Raw genomic sequence first — 20,435 nt, forward strand, 5'->3', positions numbered from 1 at the left:
TGTCGTGGTCGCCTGCAAGACTTGCTCTCATGCGCATTGTGGTTCTGGCAGGCGGCATCGGCGGTGCCCGGTTCCTGCGCGGTCTGAAGCAGGCCGTGCCGGACGCGGACATCACGGTCATCGGCAACACCGGCGACGACATCCATCTCTTCGGGCTGAAGGTCTGCCCGGACCTCGACACGGTGATGTACACGCTCGGCGGCGGCATCAACGAGGAGCAGGGCTGGGGTCGTTCCGACGAGACCTTCCATCTGAAGGAGGAGCTCGCGGCGTACGGCGCCGGGCCCGGCTGGTTCGGGCTGGGCGACCGGGACTTCGCCACGCACATCGTGCGGACGCAGATGATCGGCGCCGGGTATCCGCTGAGCGCGGTGACCGAGGCGCTGTGCGACCGGTGGAAGCCGGGGGTGCGGCTGATCCCGATGACCGACGACCGGGTCGAGACGCATGTCGCGGTCGAGGTCGACGGCGAGCACAAGGCCGTCCACTTCCAGGAGTACTGGGTGCGGCTGCGGGCGTCGGTGCCGGCGCAGGCGGTCGTGCCCGTCGGCGCCGAGCAGGCGAAGCCCGCGCCCGGGGTGCTCGAGGCGATCGCGGGCTCGGACGTGGTGCTCTTCCCGCCGTCGAATCCGGTCGTCTCCGTCGGCACGATCCTCGCCGTGCCCGGCATCCGCGAGGCGATCGCCGAGGCCGGGGTGCCGGTGGTGGGCCTCTCCCCCATCGTCGGGGACGCTCCGGTGCGCGGCATGGCCGACAAGGTGCTCGCGGCGGTCGGCGTGGAGTCGACGGCCGCGGCGGTCGCCGAGCACTACGGGCCGGGACTGCTCGACGGCTGGCTCGTCGACACCGTGGACGCGGGCGCCGTGGAGCGGGTCGAGGCGGCCGGGATCCGCTGCCGGGCCGTGCCGCTGATGATGAGCGACCTCGACGCGACCGCGCAGATGGCTCGGGAGGCGTTGAAGCTGGCGGAGGAGGTACGGGGGGCATGAGCGGATCCGTCGAGAGCGGTTACCGGGTCTGGGCCGTGGGCGGCCTGCCCGAGGTGCAGGCCGGGGACGACCTCGCCAAGATGATCGCCGCCGCCGAGCCGGGGCTCGTCGACGGGGACGTGCTGCTCGTCACCTCGAAGATCGTCTCCAAGGCGGAGGGGCGGATCGTCCGGGCACAGGACCGGGAGGCCGCCATCGACGCCGAGACCGTACGGGTCGTGGCGCGGCGCGGGCCGCTGCGGATCGTCGAGAACCGGCAGGGGCTGGTGATGGCGGCGGCGGGCGTGGACGCCTCCAACACCCCTTCGGGGACGGTGCTGTTGCTGCCCGAGGACCCGGACGCGTCGGCGCGGGCGATCCGGGCCGGCCTGCGGGACGCCCTCGGCGTCGACGTCGGGGTCGTCGTCACCGACACCTTCGGACGCCCCTGGCGCGCGGGGCTCACGGACGTGGCGATCGGCGCCGCGGGTGTGCGGGTGCTGGACGATCTGCGCGGCGGCACGGACGCCCACGGCAACCCGCTGAGCGCGACGGTCGTCGCCACGGCGGACGAGCTGGCCGCCGCGGGGGACCTCGTGAAGGGAAAGGCGGCCGGGCTGCCCGTGGCCGTGGTGCGGGGGCTGGGGCATGTCGTCGTCACCAGGGACGGCGGGATCGGTGGAACCGACGAGAACGGCGGGGACGACGGGTCCGACGGGGAGGCCCAGGGCGCGCGGGTCATGGTGCGGGGGGCCCGCGACGACATGTTCCGGCTAGGGACGTCCGAGGCGGTGCGGCTGGCGGTCACGCAGCGGCGGACGGTGCGGTCCTTCACCGACGAGCCGGTCGATCCCGGGGCGGTACGGCGGGCCGTCGCGGCGGCCGTCACCGCGCCGGCACCGCATCACACGACGCCGTGGCGGTTCGTGCTGCTGGAGTCGCAGGAGTCGAGGGTCCGGCTGCTGGACGCCATGCGGGACGCGTGGATCGCGGATCTGCGGCGGGACGGGAAGTCCGAGGAGTCCATCGCCAAGCGGGTGCGGCGGGGTGACGTCCTGCGCAACGCGCCCTATCTGGTGGTGCCGTGTCTGGTGATGGACGGCTCGCACACCTACGGGGACGCACGGCGGGACGCGGCCGAGCGGGAGATGTTCGTGGTCGCGACCGGCGCCGGCGTGCAGAACTTCCTGGTCGCGCTGGCCGGGGAGCGGCTGGGGTCCGCGTGGGTGTCGTCGACGATGTTCTGCCGGGACGTGGTGCGCCAGGTGCTGGAGCTGCCGGAGGGGTGGGATCCGATGGGCGCGGTGGCGGTCGGCCACGCGGCTGAGGAGCCTCGGGCCCGGGGGGAACGGGAGGTGGAGAGGTTTGTCGAGGTGCGGTGAGATACGCGGTGCTGTACGGGTGCGGTCACATGCGCGGAGCTGTACGGGTGCGGTCACATGCCTGGTGCCTGTGAGGTACGTGGCCGTGTGTGGGGTGCGGTGATGTGCGTGGGTGCGCCTAGTCTCTAAAAGCAGCCTCTTCGTCGACCTGGGACTTCATTCGTGGCAGGACGGTTCGATCCTCGGCCCACGCGTACGACCGTGCGCGGCGGGCATGCCGGGGTGCCCGGCACCGGGCCTGGCGGGGTCCCGCGGCAGGTGTCGGGGGCGGGGCCGGAGCAGGTGCGGGTTCGGGTGCGGGAGTACGTCCCGGAGGGGGCGCTCGATCTTGGGCTCGTGCTCGGGCCGCTTCGGCGCGGGCCGGGGGATCCGACGTTCCGGGCGATGCCGGACGGCTCCGTGTGGCGGGCCTGCCTCACCCCTGCCGGGCCGGGGACGCTGCGGGTCGCCGTGACCGGCGGCGGCGTGGTCCGCGGGGAGGCCTGGGGGCCGGGGGCCGAGTGGTTGCTCGAGCAGTTGCCGGTGCTGCTCGGGGCCGCGGATGCGCCGGAGGCGTTCGTGCCTCGGCACCGGGTGGTGGCGACGGCCCGGCATCGGCGGCCGGGATTGCGGCTGACACGGACCGGGCTGGTGATGGAGTCGTTGATCCCGTCCGTGCTGGAGCAGAAGGTCACGACCGACGAGGCGTACCGGGCCTGGCGGTTGTTGGTGCGCAAGTTCGGGGAGCCCGCCCCGGGGCCTGCGGCGGGCGGGCGGTTGTGGGTGATGCCGGCGCCTCGGACGTGGGCGTTGATTCCGTCGTGGGAGTGGCATCGGGCGGGGGTCGACAACAAGCGGGCGTCGACGATTCTGCGGGCGGTGCGGGTCGCTGCGCGGCTGGAGCAGGCGGTGGGTATGGAACCTGCCGCTGCTCAGGCTCGGTTGGAGGTCGTGCCGGGGATCGGGCCGTGGACGTCTGCGGAGGTGGTGCAGCGCAGTCATGGCGCCGCCGATGCGGTGACCGTGGGGGATCTGCATCTGCCGGGGATCGTGGGGTGGGCGCTGGCCGGGGACCGGGATGCCGATGATGCCGCGATGTTGGAGTTGCTGGAGCCCTATGCGGGGCAGCGGCATCGGGCGGCTCGGTTGATTCTGCTGAGCGGACGGACGCCGGCGCGGCGGGCTCCGAAGATGCCGAAGACCGACATCGGCCGGTTGTAGGTGGGCCCCTGTTGGGGTCGCGGTACCTGAGGGGCTCCGCCCCAGACCCCGATCGGCCCTGAAGGGGCCTCGTCCTCAAACGCCGGCGGGCTGGATTTCCCGACGGGCGTCGAGATGTCGCGTCTACTGGTCCGAGGAGAAGCGGACCGCGCCTGCCGGGATGCGCGCGTCGCACCACACCCGCGCGCCGTCGCGGAGTTCGTTGTCGGGGCCGATGATCGCGCCGTCGCCGATGACCGTGCCGGTGAGGACGGAGCGTTCGCCCACGCGGGCCCGGGTGCCGATGAGGGAGTCGGTGATGACGGCGCCGGGTTCGATGACGGCGCCGGGAAGGATCGTGGAGCCGAAGACCCGCGCGCCCTCCGCCACGAACGCGCCCTCGCCCACCACCGTGCCGCCGGTCAGCTTGGCGTCGGGGGCGACCCTGGCCGTGGGCAGGACCAGGCGGTCTCCGCAGCGGCCGGGGACCGCAGGCGACGGGGCGCGGCCGAGGACCAGGTCCGCCGAACCCCGGACGAAGGCCGCGGGGGTGCCGAGGTCCAGCCAGTACGTCGAGTCGACCATGCCCTGGAGGTGGGCGCCGGCGGAGAGGAGGTCGGGGAACGTCTCGCGCTCCACCGACACCGGGCGGCCCGGCGGGATCGTGTCGATGACCGAGCGGCGGAACACGTAGGCGCCCGCGTTGATCTGGTCGGTGACCATCTCCTCGGGGGTCTGCGGCTTCTCCAGGAACGCCAGGACCTTGCCCGTCTCGTCCGTGGGGACCAGGCCGTAGGCCCGGGGGTCCGTCACCTTCGTGAGGTGGAGGGAGACGTCCGCACCCGTCGTCTCGTGCGTGGCCACGAGTCGCCCGATGTCCAGGCCGGTGAGGATGTCGCCGTTGAAGACCAGCACCGGGTCGTCGGGGCCCGAGTGCAGCCGGGACGCCACGTTGCGGATCGCGCCGCCGGTGCCGAGGGGTTCGTCCTCCGTCACGTACTCGATGTGCAGGCCCAGTGCCGAGCCGTCGCCGAAGTACGGTTCGAAGACCTCCGCCAGATAGCTCGTCGCGAGGACGATGTGGCCTACGCCCGCCGCTCTCGCCCGCGCCAGTTGGTGCGTGAGGAACGGCACGCCCGCCGCCCTGACCATGGGTTTGGGTGTGTGCACCGTGAGCGGGCGCAGCCGGGTGCCCTTGCCGCCGACCAGGAGGATCGCTTCTGTCACCGTCGTCTCTGCTTCCTGCCGGGACCGGCCGAACTGCCTTTCGACCGGCCAGTTTATGCAGACCGTTGTGTGGCGACTTCCAGGCCGTTGGTGTTCGGTTCCCGTCCCCGAACGTTCCGGTCCGGTCCAAGGAGCGTTCCGTCCCAGTCTCAGGAGCGTTCCGTCCCAGTCCCAGGAGACTGTCCCCCCGACGGCTGCTGAATGTGCCCCCATCTTCCTCAGCGCCCCTGGTAGCGCGCCGCGGTCGAACGGGCCGAGCCGAGCTTGCCGTAGAGCTGCTTGCCCGGGCATTCCGTGGCGTAGCCGTCCCGGTGTCCGGAGATCACATTCAGCCGTACGTTCTTTCCCTTTGCGTAGAGATTGCCACCCGCGGACTTCAGGTATGTCTTGCCTTTCGGATTCGCCCCGAAGAGACCGAGCTTCCACGCCGTCAGTCGGGCGACGGCCGTGACCGTGGCGGAGTTCGGTTTGGCGCTGGAGAAGGTGCCGAGGACGGCGATCCCCATGCTGTTGGAGTTGAACCCGAGGGTGTGGGCGCCCAGGACCGGCTTCGCCACTCCCCCGGCGCGGCCCTCGTAGATCTTCCCGCACTTGTCGACGAGGAAGTTGTAGCCGATGTCGCGCCAGCCCATGCTCTTGACGTGGTAGCGGTAGATACCGCGGATGACGGAGGGAGCCTGCGAGCACTTGTAGCTGTTGCCCGACGCCGTGTGGTGCACGAACGCCGCCTTGACCGACGTCGTGTAGCGGAAGCCGCTCTCGCGCAGGCTTTCGTCGGCGCCCCAGCCGCGGCGCGTGACGATGGTCGGGCGCGGGCCGATGTACGGCTGCACCCGCTGGGCCGACGTCAACTCGGCCGCGCGCAGGCTGAAGAGCTCGCGTTCGGTGCCCCATCGGTCCAGGGCGGGGATCTCCGTGGCGTCGAGCGGGGCGAGGGGGGCGTTGACGGCTGAGGCCTCGATCGCCGCGGGCGTCATCTCGGTGGCGTCGACCGGCGTTGTGGTCGTGTCGGCGGCCGTTGTGGTGGTGGAGGAGGCGGGCGTTGTGGTGGTGGTCATGTCGGCGGGCCTCACGGTGGTGCCCGCGTCGGCCTGTGCCGGGGGCTGGTCGGCCTTCGGGTCGGTTCCGGCGGGCAACGTTTGGCTGGACGGGGGGCCCGCCGGGGCGGCCGGGGTGGTCGTTCCGGGGTCGACCAGTTCCAGTCGCAGGCCCGCGGGGAGGGGGGCGGCGGTCGAGAGGATGCGGGTGCCGCGGGCCGTCTCCTCCGTACGGCGTTCCATGTCCGGTTGGACGCGGATCTCGACGCCGTCGGAGTCGCCGACCCAGAGCGGGGCTGTCGCGCCGCGGACCTGTCCCGAGGCGCTCTCGGGTGTGCCGGGGTCGGCGCCGTGGTCGGCGTTGTGCGTCTCGACGTCCTGCCAGTCGGACCAGGCGCCGGCGCCGGCCGGCCGGGTACGGACCTGGACGCGGCCGTGGAGCTCGGTGGCCGGGTCGTCCCAGACGACGCCGAGGAGGGAGAAGTGGCGTACGTCCCGGCGGGGCAGCCCCTGGCCGGCGACGACGCCGCCGCGGGCTCGGTCGCCGGTGAGGGGGTTGAGGGGCAACGACTGGGTACTGCCCGGGAGGCCGGGTAGGTCAGTTCGGTCGAATCGGTCAGGTCGGTCGGATCGGTCAGGTCGGCCGGATCGATCAGGTCGGCCGGATCGATCAGGTCGGTCGGATCGATCAGGTCGGTCGGATCGATCAGGTCGGCCGGGTCGATCTGGTCGGTCAGGTCGACCCGGTAGGTCGGGTCGGTCGGGTAGGGATCGTGTCGGGGGGGTGTCGGGGCTTGTGGCCCTGGTCGTCCCGGCGGACGCCGCCTCTGCGGCCGGCGCCGGTCGCACCGTCGCCGCGGTGGCGGGCGGCGTCAGCGGCAGGGCGAGAGCCGCCACGCAGGTGACACCTATCGAAGAAGCAAGCAATCCACGCATGCCACCGATCCTGGACATAGCCATACATTTCTGTCCATCGGGGAGTTGACGGGCCGTTGGGCGCGTTCCGCCGAACCGGTGGCGCCGGGAGGGCTCCGGGAGAGGGCCGTGACACGTGCGGCAGCGGGGCGGCGCGTACGCTTGCGCGGGTGACTGCCACCGATCGCACCCCTGCCGACCTGCTGCGTTCCACGCTGGCCGCGGACCCCGCGCGTCCCCTGGTGACCTTCTACGACGACGCCACCGGCGAACGGGTCGAATTGTCCGTGGCCACCTTCGCCAACTGGGTGGCCAAGACCGCGAATCTCCTCCAGGACGGGCTGTCCGCCGAGCCCGGCGACCGGGTCGCGCTGCTGCTGCCCGCACACTGGCAGACGGCGGTGTGGCTGCTGGCGTGTTCGTCGGTGGGCGTCGTCGCGGACGTGGCCGGGGATCCGGCGCGGGCGGATTTCGTCGTCGCCGGGCCGGGGCAGTTCGAAGCGGGGCTGGCGTGCCGGGGCGAGCGGTACGCGCTGTCGCTGGCGCCGCTCGGCCGACGCTTCGTGCCGGGTCCTCCTGAGGGGTACGACGACTACGCCGTGAGCGTCCCGAGTTTCGGGGACCGCTTCGTGCCGTACGTCCCCGTCGACCCCGAGGAGCCCGCGCTGATCGTGGCCGGGGGCGAGTACACCGCTGCGGAGGTCGTGGAGCGGGCGCGGGCGGAGGCGTCGGGGCTGGGGCTGACCGGGCCCGGGTCGCGGCTGCTGTCCGGGCTGGCGTACGACACCTGGGACGGGCTGAGCGCGGGGTTGTACGCGCCGTTGGCAAGTGGGGGGTCCGTGGTGCTGTGCCGGAATCTGGCGCAGCTCGGCGAGGAGGCGCTGGCGAAGCGGATCGAGAGCGAGAGGGTTTCGGCTACGGCTCGGTGAAGTTGCTGTTGGCCGGGGGTGAGGTGCCCGGTGTTTTGAGGCACCGTGCGTTGGTGTCGGCCTCGCTGGGGGCCGCCGCCCCCAGGTCCCCGCTTCGGCCCTGAAGGGGCCTCGTCCTCGAACTCCCCCGGAGGGGGGACCCCCAACGGGCCGAAAGTACGCACCCCCGCCTCCCGGGCGCCGCCGGACAGGGTGTGCCGCACCGCAACCCACTCGACAGCCCGGGGTCAATCCCCCCCTCACCCCGCCCGCAAGGCCCCGCCCCTCACCCGTTCGGCCCACCCCCACCCGCCCTCGCCCCCCACTTCGCGCCATCGTCGTAAGTGCGGCCGTGGTGCGGTGCTGCGGTGGTGTTCTGTGCGCTCGCGTGGCGGGAGGGGGTAGATCGGACGTGAAGTACTCCTTGCGGCCTCGGCAGTGGGAACTGTGGCGGTCGCCGCCGGTGCGGCGTCGGCGGCGGTGGATGCGGTACGGGGTGGGGGCCGTGGGCGTGGTCGTGCTGGGGCTCGGGGTGGCCGGGTGGGTCGTCTACGTGAAGCTCGACGGGAACATCACGCCCGATGACGCGGCCGCGGCGGAACTGGCGCGGTATGCGAAGGAGCGGCCGACGTCGTTGGTGAAGGACGCGCAGAACATCCTGCTCATCGGGTCCGACTCGCGGGCCGGGGACGGTAACGAGGAGTACGGGCGGGACTCGGGGACCGAGCGGTCGGACACGACGATCCTGCTGCATCTGGCCGCGGGGCGGGGCAGCGCCACCGCCGTGTCCCTGCCCAGGGATCTGATGGTGGACGTGCCGGCGTGTCTGCGGGCGGACGGGAAGCGGGCCGAAGCGACGTTCACGATGTTCAACTACGCGTTCCAGACCGGGGGTTCGGCCTGCACGATCCGGACGGTGGAGAAGCTGACGGGGGTGCGGATCGATCATCACGTCGTCGTCGACTTCCGTGGGTTCAAGGATGTGGTGGACGCCGTGGACGGGGTGGAGGTCTGTCTGAGCAAGCCCATCGACGACAAGGCCGCCAAGCTGCGGCTGCCCGCCGGGAAGGTCACGCTCGACGGGGAGCAGGCGCTCGGGTACGTGCGGGCCCGTAAGTCGCTGGGGGACGGGAGTGACACCGACCGGATGGAACGGCAGCAGCGGTTCCTCGGGGCGCTCGTCAGCAAGGTGCAGAGCAATCACGTCCTGCTGAACCCGGTGAAGCTGTATCCGGTCCTGGACGCGGCCACGTCCTCTCTCACCACCGACCCGGATCTGGCGAGTCTGCGCGGACTCTACGAACTCGTGCGCGGTTTGCGAGACATTCCTACCGAACATGTGCAATTCCTGACCGTTCCACGGGAGTCGTACGTCTACAACGCCAATCGTGACCAACTCGTGGAGCCCGAGGCGGAAAAACTCTTCGAGCGGTTGCGCATCGACGCGCCGCTCGTGGTTTCCAAGGAAGTTCCCACGAAATCCAGCTCTTCGAAGTCTTCCGGCTACGGACCGTACGGATCCTTGGATGTGAACCGTGCGGCTTACGCGGTGGTTTCGCCCACTCCACCCGCTCCGACGTTCCGCGGAAACACCGCCGCCGAGGACACCTGCGGGTAAAGCGCTCACCAAGTCGAGCTCTTGCGGAGAACTGGAGTTCAAGGAAATGGGGCGGATTGCCCGCTTGTAGGGGCGTGGAATTTGTCACGGCCGTCGCCCAACGCTGAACTGGGCGGATAGTGTGAGCGGTCCGGTGCACCTGGCCGCGAGGTCCTTCCTGGGGTCGCGCACCGTGTGACCGAGACCCGAGCGCCTTTGAAGGGGGAAAGGCGCCGCGTGGCCCCGACGGAGGATTCGGACAACCGTGGACGCGCAAGGCCGTGGGCGGGCGGACAACATCGATCCCGCAGACCAGTGGGTGCTCAATCCGAACACCGGTGAATACGAACTGCGACTGAGTCCTTCCGGACCGCAGTCGGCGGTGCCCGGACCGCGCAGATCCGGCTCCGGCCAATCCGGCGGTGGCGGGCGCGGCGGCGGCGGTTCCGCGCGCGGTCGTACGGCGGGTACGACGGGAGCGGGGGTGGGACAGGGTGCGATGTCACCCTCGTCGTCCCTCTCGCCGTCGGCCTCGCCGTCCGGGACGGCGCTCAGCCCGGAGGTGCCGGGGCCGCGCCGGCGCCGGGGCGCGCCGGAGGAACCGGTGACGAACCGGCGTGGGCGCCGACCGGTGAAGAAGAAGTCGAAGGCGAAGAAGATACTGCTGTGGACCGGCGGAATCATGGCCTTCGTGCTGGTGGGTACGGCCGGTGCGGCCTACCTCTATCTCCAGCACCTCAACGACAACATCACATCCGTCTCCGACGACGGCGCGAGCACCGGTGGCTTCAGCAAGGACAAGGCGATCAACCTGCTGGTGATCGGCACCGACAAGCGCACCGGTTCGGGCAACGAGGGCTACGGCGACTCCGGCAGCGTGGGGCACGCGGACACCACGATCCTGCTGCACGTCTCCAAGGACCGGACGAACGCGACCGCGTTGAGCATCCCGCGCGACCTGATCGTGGACGTCCCGGACTGCCAGACCGCGCAGGCGGACGGGACCACCAAGGTCATCCCGGGCACGAGCGGCGTCCGCTTCAACACCAGCCTCGGGCAGGACGGCCGTACGCCGAGCTGCACCGTGCGTACGGTCACCGAGCTGACGGGGATCCAGGCGGACAATTTCATGGTCGCCGACTTCAACGCGGTGAAGACGCTGACCACGGCGGTCGGCGGTGTCGAGGTGTGTCTGGCCAAGGACATCGACGACAAGGACTCCAAGCTGAAGCTGGCCAAGGGCACGCACCTCATCCAGGGCGAGGAGGCGCTGGCCTTCGTGCGCACCCGGCACTCGGTGGGCTTCGGCGGCGACCTGAGCCGGATCCAGCTCCAGCAGCAGTTCCTCAGCGCGCTGATGCGGAAGCTGAAGTCGAACGACACGCTCAGCAGCCCCACCAAGATGATCAAGCTGGCGGAGGCGGGCACCAAGGCGCTGACCGTCGACTCCCAGCTCGACAGCATCAACAAGCTGAAGGACTTGGGTCTGGAGCTGGGCAAGCTCGACGTCAAGAACCTGACCTTCACCACCGTGCCGGTCGTCGACAACCCGACGGAGAAGGTCAAGGCCACGGTCGTCCTCGACAAGTCGTCGGCGCCCACCGTCTTCCAGATGATCAAGGACGATGTCTCGTTCACCGAGGTGAAGGAGAAGGCGGCGGCGTCGAAGAACGCGGCGGCCGCGGCGGCCGCGGCCCGTCTGAAGGGCCCGCAGTCCGCCGCCTCCGCGGTGCGGGTGCGGGTCATGAACGGCGGTGCGCCCGCCGGCAGCGCACAGGAGACTCTTAACTGGCTGCAGAACGACGAGGGCGTGACGAAGTCCGAGAACGCGGGCAACGCACCGGCCGCACTGGCCAGGACGACGCTCGAGTACGGGCCCGACCAGGCGGACCAGGCACGCAAGCTCGCCGCCGTCATGGGGCTGCCCGGTACCGCTCTGAAGCCGGGCAAGAGCGTCCTGAACTCCCAGGGTCTGCCGACGATGACGCTGACGCTGGGCAAGGACTTCAAGGGCGCGGGCGTCTCGCTCACGGCGGCGGCGAAAGTCCCGGACTCGGTCCAGAAGTCCACAGCGGACAAGGTCCAGTGCGCCAAGTAGGTAACCCTTCGGGCCCGTCGAGCGTCTGACTTGACGCGGGGCGGGCCCGTGTCAGGCGCACGGCGGGGAGGGGCAGGGGAATTGGCGGGGAGCAGTGGGGTGCGAGGTGAGGTTCCCGCGGTCGAGGACACGATGTCCTTGACCGCCCGGGAGCAGCAGGACCAGGACGCATCCGACAAGGACGGCAGACACGAGGACGCCAGACACGGCGGCGGGCGCAAGGGCGGCCGCGACGGCGGTGGGCCGGGGCGCAAAGGCCGGGGTCGACGCGCGTTGCGCTGGTCGGCGACGGTGCTCGCGGTGGTGATACTCGGCGGCGCGGGGGCCGGATACCTCTACTACGAACACCTCAACGCGAACATCAAGCACGACGACCTGAACATCGGCGACGCCAAGGACCGGGCGGCCGGCACCAAGGCCAACTCGGCCGGCCAGACGGCGTTGAACATCCTGCTGATCGGCTCGGACGCCCGCGACACCGCGGCGAACCAGAAGCTCGGCGGCGCCAAGTACGACTTCGGCGGACCGCCGCTCGCGGACGTCCAGATGCTGCTGCACGTGTCGGCGGACCGCAGCAACATGTCGGTGGTGAGCATGCCGCGCGACACCCTGCTGTCCATTCCCAAGTGCACGAACCCCGACGACGGGACCACGTACAAGGCGCTGACCACCGAGATGGCGAACGCGTCGCTCAGCCGAGGCGGGCCGGGCTGCACGGTGGCCACGTGGGAGAAGCTCACCGACATCCACATCGACCACTTCATGATGATCGACTTCTCGGGTGTCGTCTCGATGGCGGACGCGATAGGCGGCGTCCCGGTCTGCGTGGACGCCAACGTCTACTCGCACACCAGCACCGGCAAGGGCTCCGGCCTGAAGCTGGAGAAGGGCACGCACTCCATCAAGGGCGAGCAGGCCCTGGAGTGGCTGCGCACCCGCTACGGCTTCGAGGACGACACCGACCTGGCGCGCGCCAAGGCGCAGCACATGTACATGAACTCGATGGTCCGCGAGCTGCGAGCCAACGCCAAGCTGACCAACCCCAACAAGCTGCGCAAGCTCGCCGAGGCGGCCACGAAGGCGATCACCGTCGACGACGGCCTGGACACCATCACGAAGATGTACGACCTGGCGGGCGAGCTGCAGAAGGTGCCCACCGACCGCATCACGATGACGACGATGCCGAACCGCTACCAGGGCGAGCGGGTGGTGCCCACGGAGGACGCCAAGCAGCTGTTCCGTCTGGTGCGCGAGGACATCGCGCTGGACGGCAAGGACGCCGAGAAGGCCACCGCGAGCCCGTCGCCGACTGCGACGACGCCCGCGGACCCGGCCGCCCCCAACGACAAGATCGCGGTGCAGGTCCACAACGGCACGCGCACCGACGAGCTGGGCGCGGCCCGCGGCCGCGCGTCCGACGTGACGCAGGTGCTGACGGGCAAGGGGTTCACCCAGGCCGTCGCGGACACCTCCGCGGCCACGGCCGTCGCGAAGACGGTCGTCCGGTACCCGAGCGCCGACCTGCAGGGCGACGCCCAGGCGGTCGCGAAGGCCCTCGGCATCCCGACGAGCCAGGTGAAGAAGTCCACCGAGGTCTCCGGGGTCACGCTCGTCGTGGGCGCGGACTGGCGGTCGGGGACGACGTACAAGGCGCCGGTGAAGAACGACAGGACGCCCGTGTCGGCCGAGGCGATCAACGCCTCCGACACCAGCCAGTGCATGCACGTGGACCCGAACTACACCTGGTAGCCCGGGTCCGGCGGTCTGTGACGGCGCCTCGTGGCGCCGTCTTCAGTCAGTGGGTGTCGCTGTGGGTGTCGCTGCCGGTCTCGACGGGGGTGTCGCTGAGGACCGCGGGGCGTCGTGACGCGATGACCTTCCTGGCCAGCGCCTTCGGGCTGGTCAGGAAGCCGAAGCCCCAGGACATGTGCATGGTGGCGAGGGCGACGGGGATCTGCAGCCGTGCCTTCACGGGCAGCCCCTTGCCGGCCGGCAGCGACCCGGCGACGATCGCCGCGAGGTAGCCGCCGGGGATCAGGAAGCCCAGCGGGGTGAGCGCGGCGCCGACCACGATCCCGGCCGCTATCGCGCACACCGCGGTCGGCGGGGCGAGGTAGCGCAGGTTGATGGAGCCCTCGTGGTAGCGGGCGACGACATGCCGCCACCGGCCGTAGTCCTTGTACTGCTTGGCGAGCGCCCGCACGCTGGGCCGCGGCCGGTAGGACACCTTCAGCTCGGGCGAGAACCAGATCAGGCCGCCCGCCTCGCGGATGCGGAAGTTCAGCTCCCAGTCCTGGGCGCGGATGAACTCCTCGTTGTAGCCGCCCTGTTGCTCCAGCGCCTCGCGCCGGAACACCCCGAGGTACACCGTCTCGGCGGGCCCGGCCTGCCCTCCCGTGTGGAAGGCGGCGTTGCCGACCCCGATCTTCGAGGTCATGGCGGCGGCGACCGCGTGCTCCCAGTCGTTCTCGCCCTCGGCGTGCATCAGGCCGCCGACGTTCTGCGCGCCGGTCTCCTCGAGGAGCCGTACGGCGGTGGCGATGTAGTTCGGCGAGAGCATGCCGTGGCCGTCGACGCGGACGACGATCGGATGGCGGGAGGCCTTGATCGCGGCGTTGAGGGCGGCCGGCGTGCGACCGGTCGGGTTCGGGACGGTGTGCACGCGCGGGTCCTCTGCCACGAGCTGGGCCGCGATCTCGTCCGTACGGTCCGTGGACGGACCGATGGCGATCACGACTTCCAGCTCGCCGGCGTACTCCTGCGCGAGGATCGCTTGGACGGCTCCGCGCAGATGCCGCTCCTCGTCGAGGACGGGCATGATGACGGAAACGGCGGGGAGCTGCACGTCGGGATTGGCGTTCATAGGGGGCTCACGTTACCGCGAACGGGGGACACGGCCCGCCCCGCCGGGTGCGCTGCACCGGTCGGCAGATCGTATGGGCCTACCGTTCTCACGGCTTCCCCCGCCCACCGCCGCCGCCCGGAGGTGCCCCCGTATGCCCACCACTTCGCCCCGGCCCCCGCGCCGCCCCCACCCGCAGCGCTACGCGCCGCGTTCGTCCGTCCGGCCCGCCCGGCGCCTTCGTCGTCCGCGCTGGGCCATGCGGGCGGCGACGACGCTGTCGGTGGTGTTGCTCGCCGCCGCCGGGATCGGCCACTCGGTGATCAGCAGCATCGACGCGGGCATCGCCCGGGTCGACCCGTTCAAGGACATGAAGAACCGTCCGCGGGCCGGTCACGGCATGAACGTCCTGCTGGTCGGCACCGACGGCCGCGACCGGATCACACCGGCCGAGCGCCGCCGCTACCGTCTGGGCGGGGCGCCCTGCCACTGCACCGACACGATCATGATCATGCACATCTCGGCGGACCGGGAGCGGGCCAGCGTGGTCAGCCTCCCGCGCGACTCCTACGCCGAGACACCCCCGCACACCGACCAGGTCACCGGCGAGGAGCACCACGGCCACCCGGTCAAGCTCAACGCGGCGTACGCGGAGGGCGGCCCGCAACTCACCGTGCGCACCGTCGAGAACATGACCCACATCAAGATCGACCACTATCTGGAGGTCGACTTCGTCAGCTTCATGAAGACGGTCGACGTGCTGGGCGGCGTGCGGATCTGCACGGCCACGCCCCTGAAGGACTCCTACACGGGCCTCGACCTCGCGCCGGGCACCCACACGCTGCTGGGCGGCGAAGCCCTGCAGTACGTCCGCTCCCGGCACGCGGACGCCACCTCCGACCTGGGCAGGATGAAACGCCAGCAGCGCTTCCTGGCGGCCCTGGTGGAGCAGGCGACGTCCTCCGGGATCCTGCTGAACCCGCTGAAGTTCCGCGACGTCACCCGGGCCGTCCTCGGCTCGGTCCGCGCCGACCGCGGCTTCGGCGCCGACGAACTCCTGGACCTCGGCCGGGCAATGCGCACCTTCTCCCCTTCCTCCTCCGAGTTCACCACCGTCCCCATCGGCCGGATGGGATACGTCGTGAAGGGCATCGGCTCGACGCTGAAGTGGGACCCGGTGAAGTCGCAGCGCCTCTTCGCGTCCCTGCGTGACGACGAGCCCCTCGCCGCCCGGCATCCCGACCGCCCGGTCACGCGCGTGGACGTCGCCCCGCAGCAGATCCGGGTCCAGGTCGAGAACGGCACCCGCACGGCGGGGCTCGGCAAGCGCGTGGACAGCGCCCTGGCGGCGACGGGCTTCCGCACGACCCGCCACCCGGTCAGCGCGACCGCGCCCGCCGCCGGGCACACGGTCGTCGCCTACGACCCCCGCTGGGACCGCTCCGCGAAGTCCCTCGCGACGGCCCTGCCGGGCAGCGAACTACGCGCCGTCCCCGGCCTCGGCCCCACCCTGAAGGTGATCACGGGCACGGACTTCCGAGGCGTGCGGAAGGTGCGGGGAGACGGGAACGAGGACGCGGCACAGGCGGCGTTCGGGGTGGTTCGGGGCGACGAGGTGGGGTGTTCCTGAGGGGCGTGCCGTAGGGGGCGACGGCTGGACCGTAACCCTGATGGACCTGCGGCGCCGCCGACCATGTGCCGGTGGGCGCCGGCGGGGCGTCGTTGAGACGTCCGGGCGAATGTGCGTTTCCATTGCGGATCGGGGCGGATCGATGTGGATCGGGGCGGATCGGTGCCGTCCGCCCAATGGCGTGGGGGCCCCGGAGGGCGTAGGACGGAAACGCACGCGCGGGCCCGCCCCGGGCCCCCTCACCCCCCAGGAGGAGCCATGACCCAGCCCGGAACCATGACCGCCATGAGCAAGCCGATGCAGGACTGCGTCGAGGCGTGCATGTCCTGCCACACCGTGTGCGAGGAGACGATGAGCTCCTGCATGCAGATGGGCGGCCAGGCCCAGATGCAGATCATGCGCGCGCTCATGGACTGCTCCGAGATGACCCGTATGTGCGCCGACATGATGATGCGGCGCTCGCCCATGTCGGCCGAGATGTGCGCGCTGTGCGCCAAGGCGTGCGACATGTGCGCCGAGGCGTGTATGGCCATGCCGGACGATCCGCAGATGATGCGCTGCGCCGAGTCCTGTCGCCGCTGCGCCGAGATGTGCCGCGCGATGGCGGGCACCCGGATGTGACCGCCGTCTGAACGAGCTCGGGGGCACCCTGTGCGGGTGCCCCCGAGCAGGCCCGTGCCCTGCCGGTCCGCCGCCGGGTCAGTTGCCCGAGACGGTGACCTTCTCGTCGTTGTTCAGCTCGCTCACCAGCTGCTTCACCTTCGCCTTGTCCCAGACGAGGTTGCCGCCGGTGGAGCCGGAGATCGGCATGTTCATCGAGGTGCCGTCGCCGCCGTTGACGCCCTTCATCGCGAAGAACATGGAGGCCAGGTCGTACAGGCCCATGTCCTTGTCGACGATCAGCGAGTCCAGGCCCGCGCCCAGCGTCGGGTACAGCTTGAACGGGTTCATGACCGTCGACGGGGTCGCCACCTCGTGGGCCAGCGCCGCGAGGAACTTCTGCTGGTTCTTCGTACGCTCCAGGTCGGACGCGGCGAAGGCGTGCCGGGTACGGACGAAGGCGAGCGCCTCCTCACCGTTCAGCTTCTGCTTGCCCGCCTGGAAGTCGGCGCCCGAGTACTTGTCCTTGAACGCCTTGTCGATGGTGATCTCGACGCCGCCGACCGCGTCCACGATCTTCGCGAAGCCGGCGAAGCCGATCTCGACGTAGTGGTCGATGCGCAGGCCGGTGTTGAACTCGACGGTGCGCACGAGCAGTTCCGGACCGTCCATCGCGTACGCGGCGTTCAGCTTCGTGTGCCGGCCGGTGCCCTTGAAGGTCTTGCCGGACTCGGAGCCGACGAACGTCGGGATCTCCACGTCCGAGTCACGGGGCAGCGAGACCAGGGTGTCGCCGTTGGAGCCGACGTGCAGGATCATCATCGAGTCGGTGCGCTTGCCCTCGGCGGAGCCCGTGTGCAGTTCCTTCTTCTCCGCTGCGGACATGCCCTCACGGCTGTCGGAGCCGACGATGAGGTAGTTGGTGCCGTCGCCCCCTTCCGGCCGGTCGATGACCTTGGACAGGTCGACCTCGCGACGCAGTTTGGAGTCGGCCCAGAAGTAGGTGGCGACCGACGTCACGACCAGCACGGTCACGACGGTGATCGCGGTCCACTTGATACGGCGTCGCCAGTTCGGCGCGGGCCGCGGACCCCGGGTGACCGTACCGCCGGGGTCGGCCGGTCCGCCCGGCCCGCCGGAGTCACCGCCGCCTCCGTAGACCTGGCCCGTGTTGTAGCCGCTGTCGTACCCCGACCCCCGCGCGTCGGTGTAGTCGCCGTATCCCTGACCGTTGACGTACGACGGCTGCGGCGGGACGCCGGGGCCGTGCGGCGGGGCGGCCGGGCCGCGGCGGACCTGCCGCATGACGCGCGCGCTCTCGGGCTGTGCGCTCGCGCTGCCGCTTCCGTACCGGTTGCCGCGGTCGTTGTCGGACCATCCCTCGGGCCAATCGTTCATGCGGACCAGTGTGCAGGGCAGGACTGTGTGCCGGACAAGGGCCGTCGGAGAATCAGGGCCCCGCTGTTGCCAAGCTGACACAAAGTCCCGGGTTGTCCCCCTCGGCATAAGGTGGAGGACATGACAGACCAGGTCACCGCGGCGGACTCGGGCAGCACCCCGGACATCCCGGGCAAGCCCACGTCCGCGTCGCGCACCACCCTCAGCCACATCATGACCCACGCCGACACCAACCTGCTGGGCACGGTGCACGGCGGTGTGATCATGAAGCTCGTCGACGACGCGGCGGGCGCCGTGGCCGGACGGCACTCCGGCGGGCCCGCCGTGACCGCGTCCATGGACGAGATGGCGTTCCTGGAGCCGGTCCGCGTCGGCGACCTCGTCCATGTGAAGGCCCAGGTCAACTGGACCGGCCGGACGTCGATGGAGGTCGGCGTCCGGGTCCTTGCCGAGCGCTGGAACGAGTCCGCCCCGGCCACCCAGGTCGGCTCTGCCTACCTGGTCTTCGCCGCCGTCGACGCCGACGGCAAGCCCCGGGCGGTCCCCCCGGTCCTCCCGGAGACGGAACGCGACGAACGCCGCTACCAGGAGGCCCAGATCCGCCGCACCCACCGCCTGGCCCGCCGCCGGGCCATCAGGGAACTACGGGAGCGTCGAGTGGCCGAGGGCCTGGACGACTGAGGCCCCGGCCCGGCGGGCGGCTCAGGCGGACGCGGCCGACGAGATCAGCCTCTCCAGCTTGTCCAACCCCTGGGTCCAGCCCTCCTCGTGCAGGGCGTGGCGCCGTTCGGTGGCGAAGTCGCCCTGGGCGAGGGTGAGTTCGGTCGACGTTCCGTGCAGGTCACGGAGCGACAGCGTCACCACCGTCTCCCGGTCCTCGGGGTCGGGATCCTCCCACCGGAAGGTGTAGCGCAGGAGTTGTGGAGGGTCGACGTCGAGGAACTGCCCCACCAGCTCGAACGAGGGGCCTTCCGACGGCTGCATCGTGATGCGGTAGCCCCCTCCCGGGCGGAGGTCGCTCTCCACGCCCGGGACGGTGAATCCGTCGGGCCCCCACCACCGGGCGAGCTCCCGCGGTTCGGTCAGGGCCCGGAACACGGCGGGCCGCGGGGCGTGCAGGACCCGGCGGATGTGCAGCGTCAGTCCGTCGTCACGCGTCATCACGGACCTCCTCCGACGGAGGGCGTCGAGACGAACCACTCCCCCGTCGTGGACCACGGGACCTTGGGCCACCACACGCAAATCGCCCGCCGACCGGTGAGACGGACGGCGGGCGACTCATGCGTCAGGCGGGCCTTACGGCAGGTTCCTCGCCATCACTATGCGCTGGACTTGGTTCGTGCCCTCGTAGATCTGGGTGATCTTGGCGTCGCGCATCATGCGTTCCACCGGGTAGTCGCGGGTGTAGCCGTAGCCGCCCAGCAGTTGGACCGCGTCCGTCGTGACCTCCATGGCCACGTCCGACGCGAAGCACTTCGCGGCCGCGCCCTGGAAGGTGAGGTCGGAGTCCAGGCGTTCGGACTTGGCGGCTGCCGCGTAGGTCAGCTGGCGGGCTGCCTCGATCTTCATGGCCATGTCGGCGAGCATGAACTGGATGCCCTGGAAGTCGGCGATCGCCTTGCCGAACTGCTTGCGCTCCTGGACGTAGCCCTTGGCGTAGTCGAACGCGCCCTGGGCGACGCCGAGGGCCTGGGCCGCGATGGTGATGCGGGTGTGGTCCAGGGTCTTCATGGCGGTGGCGAAGCCGGTGCCCTCCTCGCCGATCATGCGGTCCGCCGGGATGCGCACGTTGTCGAAGTAGACCTCGCGGGTCGGGGAGCCCTTGATGCCCAGCTTCTTCTCCGGCGCCCCGAAGGAGACGCCCGGGTCGGACTTCTCCACGACGAAGGCCGAGATGCCCTTGCTGCGCTTGGTGGGGTCCGTGACCGCCATCACCGTGTAGTACTCGGAGACGCCCGCGTTGGTGATCCAGCGTTTCACGCCGTTCAGGATCCAGTGGTCGCCGTCCCTGACCGCCTTGGTCTTCATGCCGGCCGCGTCCGAGCCCGCGTCCGGCTCGGAGAGGGCGTACGAGAACATCGCGTCGCCCTTGGCCAGGGGCGTCAGGTACTTCTTCTTCAGGTCCTCCGAGCCGGAGAGGATCACCGGGAGGGAGCCCAGTTTGTTCACCGCGGGGATGAGGGAGGAGGAGACGCAGGCGCGCGCCACCTCCTCGATCACGATGACCGTCGCCAGCGCGTCCGCGCCCGTGCCGCCGTACGACTCGGGAACGTGCACCGCGTGCAGATCGCTCGCCACCAGGGCGTCCAGCGCCTCCTGCGGGAAGCGGGCCTCCTCGTCCACCGCGGCGGCGTACGGCGCGATCTTCGCCTCGGCCAGCGAGCGGATGGCGTCGCGGAGCATGTCGTGCTCCTCGGACGGGCGGTACAGGTCGAAGTCAGCCGATCCGGCCAAGGTGTCTCACGCTCCAAAGACGCTACGGTCACTGACGCTAATTACCGTTAAGTAACTCAAATTTTAGGGGTCCACCCGACCGAGTGATACGTGAGCTTGGCGACAGGGCCTTCGTTCCTTCCTCCCCTCCCACATCTGCCCGGTGAAAGGCGCGAACACGCCCCGACTATGCTCGGGCGCGCAGCGACGGCATCCCCCAC

Annotated in this window: 16 protein-coding genes; 10 read left to right on the forward strand and 6 right to left on the reverse strand. The window is 70.6% G+C overall.

Annotated elements, in window-relative coordinates; translation table 11 throughout:
* Positions 1-29: 29 nt before the first annotated feature.
* The 3 genes from cofD to ACIBTS_RS43745 all read left to right on the forward strand — a co-directional run bounded on the left by cofD (position 30) and on the right by ACIBTS_RS43745 (position 3,550).
* Positions 30-989 carry a 2-phospho-L-lactate transferase gene (cofD, locus tag ACIBTS_RS43735; protein ID WP_319677149.1) on the forward strand — a complete coding sequence of 320 codons (960 nt, stop codon included), beginning with the start codon at positions 30-32 and terminating at the stop codon, positions 987-989.
* The gene (locus ACIBTS_RS43740; RefSeq protein WP_399326763.1) at positions 986-2,350 is read left to right on the forward strand and encodes a coenzyme F420-0:L-glutamate ligase; all 1,365 of its coding nucleotides are present in this window, start codon (positions 986-988) and stop codon (positions 2,348-2,350) included. The genes cofD and ACIBTS_RS43740 overlap by 4 nt, the downstream gene beginning before the upstream one ends.
* 162 nt (positions 2,351-2,512) lie before the next feature.
* Positions 2,513-3,550 (forward strand): DNA-3-methyladenine glycosylase family protein, encoded by a 1,038-nt coding sequence (locus tag ACIBTS_RS43745; protein WP_399326765.1) that lies wholly within the window; start codon positions 2,513-2,515, stop codon positions 3,548-3,550.
* A gap of 123 nt (positions 3,551-3,673) precedes the next feature.
* Here the strand turns inward: ACIBTS_RS43745 and ACIBTS_RS43750 are convergent, their stop codons facing one another.
* Positions 3,674-4,756: a sugar phosphate nucleotidyltransferase gene (locus tag ACIBTS_RS43750; RefSeq protein ID WP_399326767.1), complete on the reverse strand. Its 1,083-nt coding sequence runs from the start codon at positions 4,754-4,756 to the stop codon at positions 3,674-3,676.
* A 218-nt stretch (positions 4,757-4,974) separates the two neighbouring features.
* Entirely contained in the window at positions 4,975-6,729 is a 1,755-nt protein-coding gene (locus tag ACIBTS_RS43755) for an N-acetylmuramoyl-L-alanine amidase (RefSeq protein ID WP_399326770.1), read from the reverse strand.
* Positions 6,730-6,878: 149 nt separating this feature from the next.
* On the opposite strand from ACIBTS_RS43755, the gene ACIBTS_RS43760 reads away from it, so the two are divergent.
* The 4 genes from ACIBTS_RS43760 to ACIBTS_RS43775 all read left to right on the forward strand — a co-directional run bounded on the left by ACIBTS_RS43760 (position 6,879) and on the right by ACIBTS_RS43775 (position 13,060).
* Positions 6,879-7,637 (forward strand): TIGR03089 family protein, encoded by a 759-nt coding sequence (locus ACIBTS_RS43760; protein WP_399326772.1) that lies wholly within the window; start codon positions 6,879-6,881, stop codon positions 7,635-7,637.
* A 463-nt stretch (positions 7,638-8,100) separates the two neighbouring features.
* A complete protein-coding gene (locus tag ACIBTS_RS43765; protein ID WP_399326809.1) occupies positions 8,101-9,234 on the forward strand; it encodes an LCP family protein in 1,134 nt (377 codons plus the stop codon).
* Between the two features lie 244 nt (positions 9,235-9,478).
* A complete protein-coding gene (locus ACIBTS_RS43770) occupies positions 9,479-11,311 on the forward strand; it encodes an LCP family protein (RefSeq protein WP_399326774.1) in 1,833 nt (610 codons plus the stop codon).
* A gap of 132 nt (positions 11,312-11,443) precedes the next feature.
* The gene (locus ACIBTS_RS43775) at positions 11,444-13,060 is read left to right on the forward strand and encodes an LCP family protein (RefSeq protein ID WP_399326776.1); all 1,617 of its coding nucleotides are present in this window, start codon (positions 11,444-11,446) and stop codon (positions 13,058-13,060) included.
* Between the two features lie 46 nt (positions 13,061-13,106).
* Here the strand turns inward: ACIBTS_RS43775 and ACIBTS_RS43780 are convergent, their stop codons facing one another.
* A complete protein-coding gene (locus ACIBTS_RS43780) occupies positions 13,107-14,174 on the reverse strand; it encodes a glycosyltransferase family 2 protein (protein ID WP_399326778.1) in 1,068 nt (355 codons plus the stop codon).
* 133 nt (positions 14,175-14,307) lie between these two features.
* Between ACIBTS_RS43780 and ACIBTS_RS43785 the strand changes: the two genes are divergently transcribed.
* Together ACIBTS_RS43785 and ACIBTS_RS43790 are read left to right on the forward strand one after the other, a co-directional pair.
* A complete protein-coding gene (locus ACIBTS_RS43785; protein WP_399326780.1) occupies positions 14,308-15,783 on the forward strand; it encodes an LCP family protein in 1,476 nt (491 codons plus the stop codon).
* 258 nt (positions 15,784-16,041) lie between these two features.
* Positions 16,042-16,404, forward strand: a complete 363-nt coding sequence (locus ACIBTS_RS43790; RefSeq protein WP_399326782.1) for a four-helix bundle copper-binding protein — start codon at positions 16,042-16,044, stop codon at positions 16,402-16,404.
* 78 nt (positions 16,405-16,482) lie between these two features.
* Here the strand turns inward: ACIBTS_RS43790 and ACIBTS_RS43795 are convergent, their stop codons facing one another.
* Positions 16,483-17,781 carry an LCP family protein gene (locus ACIBTS_RS43795; protein WP_399326784.1) on the reverse strand — a complete coding sequence of 433 codons (1,299 nt, stop codon included), beginning with the start codon at positions 17,779-17,781 and terminating at the stop codon, positions 16,483-16,485.
* Positions 17,782-17,901: 120 nt separating this feature from the next.
* Here ACIBTS_RS43795 and ACIBTS_RS43800 point away from each other — a divergent pair, with 120 nt between their 5' ends.
* Entirely contained in the window at positions 17,902-18,462 is a 561-nt protein-coding gene (locus ACIBTS_RS43800; RefSeq protein ID WP_079661848.1) for an acyl-CoA thioesterase, read from the forward strand.
* Between the two features lie 21 nt (positions 18,463-18,483).
* Here ACIBTS_RS43800 and ACIBTS_RS43805 read toward each other — a convergent pair whose 3' ends face one another.
* Together ACIBTS_RS43805 and ACIBTS_RS43810 are read right to left on the reverse strand one after the other, a co-directional pair.
* Positions 18,484-18,942 carry an SRPBCC domain-containing protein gene (locus ACIBTS_RS43805; protein WP_399326787.1) on the reverse strand — a complete coding sequence of 153 codons (459 nt, stop codon included), beginning with the start codon at positions 18,940-18,942 and terminating at the stop codon, positions 18,484-18,486.
* A gap of 135 nt (positions 18,943-19,077) precedes the next feature.
* Positions 19,078-20,235, reverse strand: a complete 1,158-nt coding sequence (locus ACIBTS_RS43810; protein ID WP_319677583.1) for an acyl-CoA dehydrogenase family protein — start codon at positions 20,233-20,235, stop codon at positions 19,078-19,080.
* Positions 20,236-20,435: the final 200 nt, after the last annotated feature.

It is taken from the genome of Streptomyces sp. NPDC050121, from assembly GCF_044460385.1.
GTDB classification, from domain to species: Bacteria; Actinomycetota; Actinomycetes; order Streptomycetales; family Streptomycetaceae; genus Streptomyces; species Streptomyces soliscabiei.